Source organism: Lyngbya sp. CCY1209 (genome assembly GCF_055795065.1).
The window spans coordinates 18,356-29,822 of the sequence record NZ_JAYFER010000610.1; the positions used below are offsets into that span (position 1 = coordinate 18,356).

The 11,467-nt window shown below is 53.7% G+C and carries 11 protein-coding genes; 6 read left to right on the forward strand and 5 right to left on the reverse strand.

Annotation, left to right across the window (positions count from 1 at the left end):
- Positions 1–246 precede the first annotated feature (246 nt).
- A complete protein-coding gene (gene rpmB, locus AC0QHF_RS23155) occupies positions 247–483 on the forward strand; it encodes a 50S ribosomal protein L28 (protein ID WP_324706620.1) in 237 nt (78 codons plus the stop codon).
- A gap of 98 nt (positions 484–581) precedes the next feature.
- Here the strand turns inward: rpmB and AC0QHF_RS23160 are convergent, their stop codons facing one another.
- On the reverse strand, positions 582–1,529 hold the full coding sequence (locus AC0QHF_RS23160; RefSeq protein ID WP_324706621.1) for a calcium/sodium antiporter: 948 nt from the start codon (positions 1,527–1,529) through the stop codon (positions 582–584).
- A gap of 293 nt (positions 1,530–1,822) precedes the next feature.
- Here AC0QHF_RS23160 and argS point away from each other — a divergent pair, with 293 nt between their 5' ends.
- Both argS and AC0QHF_RS23170 read left to right on the forward strand, forming a co-directional pair.
- Complete coding sequence (gene argS / locus AC0QHF_RS23165) at positions 1,823–3,580, forward strand: arginine--tRNA ligase (RefSeq protein ID WP_324706622.1); 1,758 nt, start codon at positions 1,823–1,825, stop codon at positions 3,578–3,580.
- Between the two features lie 468 nt (positions 3,581–4,048).
- Positions 4,049–4,192, forward strand: coding sequence for a hypothetical protein (locus AC0QHF_RS23170; RefSeq protein WP_324706623.1), 144 nt, complete (start codon positions 4,049–4,051; stop codon positions 4,190–4,192).
- A gap of 7 nt (positions 4,193–4,199) precedes the next feature.
- Here the strand turns inward: AC0QHF_RS23170 and AC0QHF_RS23175 are convergent, their stop codons facing one another.
- The 3 genes from AC0QHF_RS23175 to AC0QHF_RS23185 form a co-directional block, all read right to left on the reverse strand.
- Complete coding sequence (locus tag AC0QHF_RS23175; protein WP_324706624.1) at positions 4,200–4,634, reverse strand: DUF948 domain-containing protein; 435 nt, start codon at positions 4,632–4,634, stop codon at positions 4,200–4,202.
- 88 nt (positions 4,635–4,722) lie between these two features.
- Entirely contained in the window at positions 4,723–5,076 is a 354-nt protein-coding gene (locus AC0QHF_RS23180) for a YtxH domain-containing protein (protein WP_324706625.1), read from the reverse strand.
- A gap of 94 nt (positions 5,077–5,170) precedes the next feature.
- Complete coding sequence (locus tag AC0QHF_RS23185) at positions 5,171–5,476, reverse strand: hypothetical protein (RefSeq protein ID WP_324706626.1); 306 nt, start codon at positions 5,474–5,476, stop codon at positions 5,171–5,173.
- A 111-nt stretch (positions 5,477–5,587) separates the two neighbouring features.
- Here AC0QHF_RS23185 and AC0QHF_RS23190 point away from each other — a divergent pair, with 111 nt between their 5' ends.
- The 3 genes from AC0QHF_RS23190 to AC0QHF_RS23200 all read left to right on the forward strand — a co-directional run bounded on the left by AC0QHF_RS23190 (position 5,588) and on the right by AC0QHF_RS23200 (position 10,617).
- Positions 5,588–5,791, forward strand: a complete 204-nt coding sequence (locus AC0QHF_RS23190) for a hypothetical protein (protein WP_324706627.1) — start codon at positions 5,588–5,590, stop codon at positions 5,789–5,791.
- A 201-nt stretch (positions 5,792–5,992) separates the two neighbouring features.
- Positions 5,993–8,761 carry a hybrid sensor histidine kinase/response regulator gene (locus AC0QHF_RS23195; RefSeq protein ID WP_324706628.1) on the forward strand — a complete coding sequence of 923 codons (2,769 nt, stop codon included), beginning with the start codon at positions 5,993–5,995 and terminating at the stop codon, positions 8,759–8,761.
- Entirely contained in the window at positions 8,761–10,617 is a 1,857-nt protein-coding gene (locus tag AC0QHF_RS23200) for a two-component system response regulator (protein WP_324706631.1), read from the forward strand. The genes AC0QHF_RS23195 and AC0QHF_RS23200 overlap by 1 nt, the downstream gene beginning before the upstream one ends.
- A gap of 236 nt (positions 10,618–10,853) precedes the next feature.
- Here the strand turns inward: AC0QHF_RS23200 and dtd are convergent, their stop codons facing one another.
- On the reverse strand, positions 10,854–11,300 hold the full coding sequence (dtd, locus tag AC0QHF_RS23205) for a D-aminoacyl-tRNA deacylase (RefSeq protein WP_324706629.1): 447 nt from the start codon (positions 11,298–11,300) through the stop codon (positions 10,854–10,856).
- Positions 11,301–11,467: the final 167 nt, after the last annotated feature.

Below are 11,467 nucleotides of genomic sequence, written 5' to 3' on the forward strand. Positions count from 1 at the left end.
GTTGTCGAGGTTCGGCACAGTCTGCGTGGCTTTCTGAAAGGAGCTTTTGGCTCTTTCCTGTCCGCCACATTTTTATACTACACAAATACTACAAGCTGTGTCAAGGGGTGGGGCAAAAATTTTTTGCTGGGCGTGCAGAACGCGATCGCGGGCTGTGTTACAACGCCTCGGACGGCGGCGGGGCGAAGCGATCCGAATCCTCTATAATAGGAGTTTGGATTTTCAACCGATCAACTGGAGCGAATTATGTCTCGTGTCTGTCAGCTTACGGGTAAACGGGCGAACAACGGCATGGCCGTATCCCACTCCCACCGTCGCAGCCACAAGCTGCAACAGCCGAATTTGCAGTGGAAGCGGGTTTGGTGGCCCCAGGGCAAGCGCTGGGTGCGTCTGAAGATCTCCACCAAGGCGATCAAGACCCTGGAGAAGAAGGGATTGCAGGCTATGGCCAAAGAAGCCGGCATCGATCTGAACAAATTTTAATTTTTCGATGAAAAGTCGGCGATCGCGGGGGTCTGGCGTTAGAGTCCGGCTCCCGCTTGCCATTTTTTTTTATTATTAAAACCGACCGAAATCTCGATTTAAAGTAATCCAAATAAATGTCCAACAAACCAGGCGTAAAGCACGAAAAATAACCACCCCTCCCACTGCGTAACCTGCTTGTCCTGGGTGACGAAGAAAAACAGCAGCGTGGCGCCCATCATCACCGGCAGGGCGTTGACCAAAATATCGTCGGGAATGTCTAAACTTTTAATCAGTCCGGGAATTCCCATGACGATCAACGAGTTAAAAATATTCGACCCCACCACATTGCCGATCGCGATTTCAGGGTCGCCTTTTCTGGCCGCCGAAATCGTCACCGCCAATTCGGGCAAAGAGGTTCCCAACGCCACCACACTCACGGCGATGATCGAAGTTCCCAAACCGAATATTTCCGAAAGTTTGATGATGGATTCGACGGTGTAGTTGGCGCCGACAAAAATAAACAGGGCGCCCAAAACGACGATCAGAATATGTCGGGTCAAAAAGCGGCGGGAGTTGCTGTTGGAGGAGAGTTCGGTTTCGCTCTCGACGCGACCTCCCCGGATGATATAGACGAGATAAATCACGAATCCGAGCAGGCACAGGATGGCTTCGCCGGTGGAAAAAATATCGTCGCTGATGGTAAAATAAAGGAGCATCGCCGAACCCACCAACATGGGGAGATCCACATGAATGAGATTGTAAGTAATCTTCATGGGGCTACTGATGACGGAGGCGACGCCGATAATTAGAAAAATATTGGCGATGTTGGAACCGATGACATTGCTGGCGACAATTTCGGACGAACCTTGATAGACGGCGGCGAGGGAAGATGCCAGTTCCGGGAGGGAGGTTCCGATCGCCACAATTGTCACCCCGACAATAAACGGACTGAAGCCCAAAAAGAGCCCGATTTTGCCAGCCGATTCTGTAAAAAAATCCGAAGCGGCTATCAGAACGGCGAGGCTGATCACAAAAACGGCAACCCAAATAAGTATTTCTAACATCTTGGTTTAAACTTGACTTAACAGATATTTTACCGGGTTGGGAAGTCGAATCTCCTGTCAATTCGTCGGGTTCGCGATCGCAACGCCCGGTTCGCCCGACCCTTTCATATTAGATCAGTTCCCGAGGAGTCTGCACGAGTTCGCCCGTCCCAAAAGCGATCGCCCGCCTCAAATTGACAAAAAAACAGCCCGATTTCCGAAGCCGCCAACCGATCGCCAATTGCGATAGAATCGATTAACGTCCATATTCATCGCCCGCCGAAGGGTCGTCCAGTCCACCGTTGACCTTTGCCATGCCTTCAACTCTCAAACACCTGCGATCGCGATTTGAACGGGCTTTAGATGCCGCCTTCGGGGAATCCGTGGCGGGAACCGATCCGGCGATCGCCCCCACCAACAATCCCAAATTCGGGGACTACCAGTGCAACGTTGCCATGTCCCTGACTAAAGTTTTGAAGAACAACCCGAGGGCGATCGCGACTGCAATTCTAGAACACCTCGACATCGGGGATCTTTGCGAACCGCCGGAAATTGCCGGCCCCGGATTCATCAACCTGCGCCTCAAACCCGAATATCTCGAAAGCCGACTCAGCGCCAACTTGGGAGATCCACGCCTCGGCATCCCCCCCACGCCTCATCCCGATCGCGCGATCGTCGATTTTTCGAGCCCCAACATCGCCAAAGAAATGCACGTCGGCCATTTGCGATCGACGATCATCGGCGACTGCATCGCCCGAATTCTAGAATTTGAAGGACACGACGTCCTCCGCCTCAACCACGTCGGCGACTGGGGCACCCAATTCGGGATGCTGATCACCTATCTGCGGGAAAAATACCCCGAGGCCCTCACCAAGGCAGACGCCCTGGATCTCGGGGATTTGGTGGAATTTTACCGCCAAGCCAAAAAGCGCTTCGACGAGGATGACGATTTTAAACAGGCGTCCCGCCAGCAGGTGGTGCGGTTGCAGTCGGGGGACCCGGACAGCCGCCGCGCCTGGGAGTTGCTGTGCGAACAATCCCGCCGGGAATTTCAACACATTTACGATCGCCTCGACATCGAACTGACGGAACGGGGAGAATCTTTTTACAACCCCATGCTGCCCGACGTGGTGGCCGATTTGGAGCGATCGGGGCTGTTGGTGGAAGACCAGGGGGCGAAATGCGTCTTTTTGGAAGGGTTTACAAATAAGGAGGGGGAACCCCTGCCGCTGATCGTCCAGAAGTCCAACGGCGGCTACAATTACGCGACGACGGACCTGGCGGCGGTGCGACACCGGATCGAGAAAGAGGGTGCCAATCGTTTAATTTATGTCACGGATGCGGGTCAGGCGAACCATTTCGCCCAGGTGTGGCAGGTGGCCCGCCGGGTGGGGTGGATACCCGAGGAAATTGATGTGGTCCACGTCCCCTTCGGTTTGGTGAAGGGGGAGGACGGGAAGAAGCTGAAGACGCGATCGGGGGAAACGGTGCGGCTGCGGGATCTCCTGGATGAGGCGGTGAAGCGGGCCAAGGACGACCTGGAAACCCGACTCCGGGAGGAGGGGCGGTCCGAGTCCCCGGAATTTGTCGATCGCGTGGCGTCCGTGGTGGGTATCGACGCGGTGAAATACGCCGATTTGAGCCAAAATCGCACCAGCGACTACATTTTCAGCTATGACAAAATGCTGTCTCTCCAGGGCAACACGGCACCCTATATGTTGTACGCCTACGTCCGCATCCAGGGGATCAGTCGCAAGGGAAATATCGATTACGGACAGTTGGGGGGGGAGGCGAAAATTCACCTCAAAGATGAGACGGAATTTGTCCTCGCCAAGCATCTTTTGCAATTGAATGAAGCGATCGACGGGGTGGCGGAGGAGTTATTGCCGAACCGACTCTGCCAGTATTTATTTGAGTTGAGTCAAAAGTTCAACCAATTTTACGATCGCTGCCCGGTTCTGAAGGCGGAAGAACCCGATCGCACCTCCCGGCTGGCTTTGTGCCATCTGACGGCGGAAACGCTGAAGTTGGGACTGTCCCTGTTGGGGCTCTCGGTGTTGGATCGGATGTAGGCGGGGTTGAAAATGGGGCGATCGGGAATTTACCGAAGCTTTACACAAGTTAAACTCAAGTTTTACACAAACCCCTAGAGTTTTCATCGATCGAAAGGCTAAGATACTATTAAAGAATCCAAAACTGCTTCTGTTGAACTGGGATAACCAGGTAACTAGAATAGGCATTGGATCGGGGTATCTACTAGATATTTGACTGGACATTGGCGGGGAACTTTTGACTGGAGTTCCCTGTTTTTTTTTGCGATCGCGTCTATTGTTTGGGGTGGAGGGGCAAGCACAGAGGCTTGCCCCCAGTATGATTGATTCCCCCCCCAATCCTGTGGAAGCAATCACCCCCAATCCTGTGGAAGCAACCCCCCCCAATCCTGTGGAAGCAACCGTCTCGGGTTGCGATCAGGTTGCGGGTTGCGATCGCGTCCATTGCTGTTTGGGGTGGAGGGGCAAGCACAGAGGCTTACCCCTACGATGATTGATTCCACCCCCAATCCTGTGGAAGCAACCGTCTCGGGTTGCGATCAGGTTGCGGGTTGCGATCGGGTTGCGGGTTGCGATCGGGTTGCGGGTTGCGATCGGGTTGCGGGTTGCGATCGGGTTGCGATCGCAACCTGATCGCCCATTATTCCCTATCCCCTATTCTTTTGGGGTCTTTCAGATGTTCTGAGGGTAAGGATGGGGGGTCTGAATCCCGTTTCCGAGTCCAGGTTTTCCAGGCAACTCGGATGCCAGTCCAAACGCTCCCGGTGCCGATCCGCAATTGTTCGGCCTGTTGTTTGGCCCCGCCGATGCCGCGATCGACCTGTTTGACGACCTGGTTGGCACTCTGGACTCCTTCGGCTACCTCGTCCGTCAGGTCGCTGATTTCCATCCCCGTGAGGCGGATGGCTTCTAAAGTCGGCGGAAATTCCCGCGACAGGGTGTCGGCCAATTTTTCCAAGCTGCGGGCGGCCCTCCCAAGGGCTTGGAGGGCGGGAAGGGCTGCTATCAGTACGGCTGTGAGGCTGACGGCCACCAATAGGAGGGACAGTCCGAGCCAAAACATGGGGTCGATCACGGGAATGGTAGAATACGACGAATGCGGACGGGTCCACTATAGCGACTATAGCGACTTTTGGGGACGGGCGATCGCGATCGCCCCCAGTTCAGAGGGAGGGGTCGCCCGCCGACTTTTTCGGTCTATCGGAATTGCGGAGGTCCGCTTCGGAGCGGATCTGGCGCTCGATCTGACTGGCTTCGAGTCCGGCCGCGATCGCCTCCTTGAGTCGGAACAGGGTGTCGTCCCAACTGCGTCCGGCCGATTCGGAGAGTTGGTCCGCCCGACATTGCACGGTGGCCGACAAATCCTCCGCCAATTCGGGCAATGCTTCGGCGGACTTTTGCAAGAGTTTGCGAGTTTCTCGACCCGAACGGGGCGCGATCAACAAGCCCACTACCGTACCCACCGCAGAGCCGAGTAGCAGGCCGCCAACAAATAATCCAGAACGGTTTTTTGACATACCTTTTGATTGATATCCCTACCTCAATTTTAGGGAATTTGCTCAATTCTGAGAACTTGACAATCGGGCGAGGATTGACTAGCGATCGCGATGCCTACTTCTGCCGGCGTCGCCGCCCCCGCCAGATCCCGAGGCCTAAACTGAGGAGGGCCAGTATTTTTCGGATCTGTTCGAGTTGAATTTGCAGGCGCAAATATTGGTGTTTGAGATTGTAAGTGCGGATCTGTTGGCGTTCAAAAACTTGCGTCGTCTGTCGGAGAAGCCGATCGACTCGCCGTTCCAGCAGGACGATCCGTTGTTCCAGGCGCAGGAGTCGGTAACGGAGCGCCCAAATTCGCCGAGCCGCGTAGAAACACCCGACGGCGATCGTCACATTGATCAAGACAACGGCAAGCCACATCGTTTTTTTTTCGGTTCAATTGATCAAAATTATAGGGGATCGATGGGTGAGCTTCAACCGCAAATTCTCGGATTAAAGCCCATAATTTTAGACGGAATTTTTTGGGGTTTTTTGGGAAAGTCGAACCATCGACGTTCGGAGCGGGGGTGGCTGGCTCGGATGACCCGGGAAAACCGGGCCTGCGAATCCCTCGCCGATCGCCAAGTCATCGGCGAACGTGCCGGGGAAAGTGAGAGCAAAATTGGTGAATCTCCGCTACGGCTGAACCGCCGTGGGGTAGTTGATATCGGACGGAACAGTATCCGATATCGATAAAATATCGTTTCGATCTGTCCGAGCCACTCAGTTTCTGTGCGGCGATGGTGGGGATGGCGAGACAGTGAGATATTCTTTTGATACACTATTAATTAGAATCAGCGAACCAACTTGTAAGAGAGACTGAGTTTTGAAGTCTGCCGGGGAAATCCGGGGAGGTCGAGACTCGGGAGGGTCGCCTGCTTGCGGGACTCAGTTGAAATGTACGGAAATCGGTTTGACCATTTACCCCTCCAGTTTTTTCTGATCGCTCCATTTGTAGCTCAGATCGGCGTGGCTGTCGGATTTACGGGGTGGCTGTCCTGGCGGAATGGAGAGCAGGCGGTGAATGAAGTGGCGACTCAGCTTCGGAGTGAAATTGCCGATCGCATCGAACAAAAACTCGACGATTTTTTAGCTGTTCCCCACCAGATCAACCAACTCAATCGGGATGCCGTTTTATCTCAAAAATTGGATTTAAAACAATCGGATAAAATTTTAGATCAGTTTTGGATGGAAGTCAACAATTTTAGCTCCATCGATTCCATTTTTTGGGGTGACGAACGGGAAGAATTTCTCGGATACGGGCGGATCGACGGAGAAAACCTGTACCTGATGGTCGCGGGGCGGGCGACCGGCGGCAACATCCAATTTTTTGCCCTCGACGCATCGGGAAATCCCCGAAAAATGGTCAACGAAGCCCCCGATTTTCTGACCCGCGATCGCCCCTGGTACCGAGCCGCGATCGCTTCCGACGGGCCGGTTTGGGGGGAGATCTTCACCTACCACGCCTATCCCAAAATGGCCCTCCCGGCCAGCCTCGCCGTCCGGGACTCCCGGGGGGAACTCGTCGGCGTGTTCGGCAACAACTTTTTTCTCAGTCAAATCGGCGATTTTTTATCCGAATTAAAAATCGGCAAATCCGGCCAGACGTTTATCATCGAGCGGTCGGGGATTCTCGTCGCCAGTTCCACCCTCGACCGGCCTTTTTCAATCCGAGAAGGGAAGGCGGAGCGCATCGACGCGGTGGAAAGTCAGGAACCGCTGATCCGCGCATCGACGGAGTATTTATTAAGGGAGATCGGCGACATTCGGGCGATCAAGAATCGATTGAATTTGGAATTTGAAATCGACGACAAACGGCAATTTTTGCAGGTTCTTCCTTACCGAGACAATTGGGGTTTGGATTGGCTGATCGTGGTGGTGGTTCCCGAGTCGGATTTTATGGCGAAGATCGATGCCAATCGGCGATCGACGTTGATTTTATGCCTGTCGGCTTTGGTTGTGGCGATCGCCCTCGGCCTGTGGACGTCCCGGTGGGTCGCCCAACCGATTTTACAGTTGAGAAGCGCCAGTCAGGCGATCGCCGCCGGGGATTTTCGCCACCGAGTTGAAATCCAGGGCATCCGAGAACTCAAGGAACTCGCCGATGCCTTCAATCAAATGGCAAAGCAGCTTCAAGACGCATTTGAAACCTTAGAAATTCGGGTTGCTCGGCGGACGGCGGAACTCCTGCAGGCCAAAGAAGCGGCAGAAATTGCCAACCGTGCCAAAAGCGAATTTCTCGCCAACATGAGCCACGAACTGCGGACGCCGCTCAACGCCATCCTCGGATTTACCCAACTAATGCTCCGCAATTTGGGGAGTCGGACCGATGGGAAACGATCCGGCGATCGCTCCGACTCGGTGGAAAATCTCCACATCATCAAACGCAGTGGCGAACACCTACTGCAACTGATCGACGACGTTTTAGATATGTCCAAAATCGAGGCGGGACGGACATCTTTGAACGTCCAGACCTTCGACCTGCACGAGTTGCTCGATTCCATCGAAGAGATGTTTGAACTCAAGGCAGAATCCCGGGGATTGCAACTGATTTGCGATCGCCCCCCCGACCTGCCCCACTACATCACAACCGACGGACAAAAACTGCGGCAAGTCCTGATCAACCTGCTCGGAAATGCCATCAAATTTACGAGTTACGGCGGCATCACCCTCCGCGCTCAACCGCAACCCCAGGGATGCCAAAATAGTCCAAATTTTCAGTCCGAAGACTCCCAAATCTGCCTACAATTTGAAGTCGCAGATACCGGCCCCGGCATCCGGCCGGAAGACCTCGGGAGCCTCTTCGATCCCTTCGTCCAAACCGACATCGGCCGCCAGTCCCAGCAGGGGACCGGCCTGGGATTGCCCATCAGCCAGCAATTCGTGCAGTTGATGGGAGGCGAAATTTCCGTCCGCAGCACCCCCGGAGTCGGGAGCACCTTTCAATTTCAGATCTCGGCGGGTTTGGGACATCCGGAAGACATCCCCAGAAGTCAACCCAAACGGCGGATTGTTGCCCTGGCGCCCAATCAACCCCAGTATCGCATTTTGGTGGTAGACGACCGCGACAATAACCGCCGACTACTGCTCAAACTGTTCGCCCCCCTGGGGTTTGAAGTCCGGGCAGCGGAAAACGGTCGGGAAGCCCTCGAAATTTGGGATGAGTGGGAACCGCATCTGATTTGGATGGACATGAGGATGCCGGTGATGGACGGCTACGAAGCCACCCAACAGATCAAGACCCACTTGAAAGGTCAAGCGACGGTGATTCTCGCCCTCACAGCCAGCGCCTTCGAGGAGGAGCGGGCCGTCGTCCTCTCAGCCGGATGCGACGATTTCGTTCGCAAGCCGTTTCGGGAAGAAGTCTTATTTGAAAAAATGGCTCAATACCTTGGCGTCCGCTACATTTACGAACCCGAAATCGATACCCCCTCTTCCGGAGTCATTTCGCGCCCGCCTTTGGAAGCGAATTGTTTGGCGGGAATGCCGGAGGAGTGGATTCTCCAACTCCGTCAGGCGGCGACTCAACTAGATGATAAACTAATTTTTAAGCTCCTCGAGCAAATTCCGGGGGAACAGATGGGACTGAAGGAGGGATTGATTGATTTGGTCGGGCAGGTTCGGTTTGATCGGATTGTGAGCTTGACCCAATCGACGCCAGAATGATGAAAGACGATGCCGCCGGTGCAATTCAAGGGGATATTTTGGTCGTTGACGACCTATTAGAAACCCTCAATCTTCTGACCGCTTTGTTGGAGGAACGGGGGCATCGAGTCCGGCGGGCGATCGACGGGCCGATGGCATTGATGGGCGCGGGCGCCAACCCGCCCGATTTAATTCTACTCGATATCAATATGCCGGGGATGGGAGGATATGAGGTTTGCCAGCGGCTAAAATCTCAAGAAATCACCCGGGAAATTCCGGTCATTTTTGTGAGCGCTTTGAATGAAGTGTTCGACAAGGTGAAAGCCTTCGAGGTGGGGGGGGTCGATTACATTACCAAACCGTTTCAGATCGAAGAAGTTCTGGCGCGAATTGAGAGTCAACTGGCGCTGAAATTGGCGCGGCAACAAATTCAGGAACTCAACGCGGAACTGGAGGGGCGGGTGTGGCGGCGAACCCGAGAGCTCGAAGAAGCCAACCGGGAATTGAAGACCCTCAACCACCGTTTGGAACGGGAAATTCTCCACCACCAGAGGACTCAAAGTCAACTGCTGCATATGGCTTCCCACGATGCTTTGACGGGGCTGCCCAACCGGGTCTTTTTTATGGACAAATTGATGCAGGCGATCGCCCGTGCAAAAGAGGAGCCGGACTATCGGTTTGCGGTGCTATTTATGGACTGCGATCGCTTCAAGGTGGTGAACGATTCTCTGGGACACCTGGCGGGCGATCGCCTGTTAATTTTACTGGCTCGGCGGCTGCAATTCCATTTGAAAGCGCAGAGCCACCTCGCCCGTTTCGGGGGGGATGAATTTACAATTTTGTTGGACAATATCTGGGATAATGAAGAAGTGACCGTCACCGCCCGACGCCTGCAAACGGCCCTGACTTGGCCGTTCAAACTTGACGATCAGGACTTGTTTATCGATGCCAGCATCGGCATCGCGATCGGCACTTCGGAATATACCGAACCCGAGCAAATTTTGCGGGATGCCGACATCGCCATGTACCAGGCAAAAAGTCGGGGGCGGGCCTGCTACCAAGTGTTCGATGCCACCATGCACGCCCAAGTCCAAAAGCGCTTTCAACTGGAAACGGATCTGCGGCTGGCGATGGAAAATTATGATTTCATCCTGCACTATCAACCGATCGTTTCTTTAGCCGATTTTAAGCTCGAAGGATTTGAGGCATTGTTGCGCTGGCGTCACCCCGATCGCGGTTTGATTTCGCCGGGGGAATTCATCCCGATCGCGGAGGAGACGGGGGCGATCATTCCCATCGGCCTGTACGTTTTAGATTCGGCGATCGCCCAGGTCAAAGCGTGGGAAGAAAAAAACTTGATTTCCCCGCAATTTCGGATCAGCGTCAACCTGTCGGTCAAACAGTTCACCCAACCCCATTTGATCGACAAAATTGACCGGATCATTTTGAAGCACCAAATTTCCAGTTGTCGCCTGAAGCTGGAAATTACGGAGAGCGCGATCGTCGAAAATACTGAGGTCGCCACGGACATTCTCCGGCAACTCAAAGACCGTCAAATTCAGATCAGTCTGGACGACTTCGGGACTGGATATTCTTCCCTGAGCTACCTACACCGTTTCCCGGTCGATACGTTAAAAATTGACCGATCTTTCATCCATCAAATGGCGGACAACGGCGAAAATATGGAAATCGTGCGGGCAATTATTGTCCTCGCCCACCAGCTCAAAATGACGGCGATCGCCGAAGGAATCGAAACGGCTGAACAACTGAAATTGTTGCGGGATTTGGACTGCGAGGAAGGCCAAGGTTACTACTTCTCTAAACCCGTCGAAAGCACCATTGCCGAAAATTTGTTGGTTCGGGGAATGTTAAACTAAGGTCATACCATAACCCGGAAACCCGGGGAGAAATTGGGGATGGCGAGAAAGCTGGCGGGGCATCCGATCGCCCATCGGTGCGGTTCCAACTACCATCTGTCCCCCTTATCAATTGACGGGGAATGAATCTGAATGCAGGGGTTTTATTATTAATTGGTGTCTCGTTGGTTTCGAGCGATTGGTTTTGGGTGATGGGTGGCGGAATTGCTTCGGAAGAAACCCGGTTTCTAAGCAACTTACCGTTCTAATAGTAGTGTAACCGGGCCGTCATTTTCGATGGAGACGTTCATCATGGCGCCGAATTCTCCGGTTTCCACCTTCAATCCGTGCGATCGCAATTTTTCCACGAATAATTCGTACATTTTTTGGGCGGGTTCCGGGGCGGCGGAGCGATCAAAAGAGGGGCGGCGGCCTTTGCGACAGTCCCCGTACAGGGTGAACTGACTCACCACCAACAATTCCCCCCCGATATCTAAAACCGATTGATTCCAGCGTCCGTTGTCGTTATCGGGATCTGGAAATAGCCGCAAATCCAGGCATTTTCTCACCATCCAATCCAATTCCGCCTCCGTATCCGTCGCGGCAATTCCGACGAGGAGATTCAGCCCCCGCCCAATTTTTCCCACGATTTTACCGTCAATTTCGACGGAAGAAGCAGTAACTCTTTGGATGACAACTCGCATAATTTCGTTTTAAATTGATTCTCCGAAATTAGAGATTCGATCCCCCCCTGCCCCCCTTAATAAGGGGGGAGAAGAGTTTTCCAAGTCCCTCTTATAAAGGGGGATAATGGTGGATCTCCCCACCTCGGTAAGGGGGGAGAAGAGTTTTCCAAGTCCCCCTTATAAAG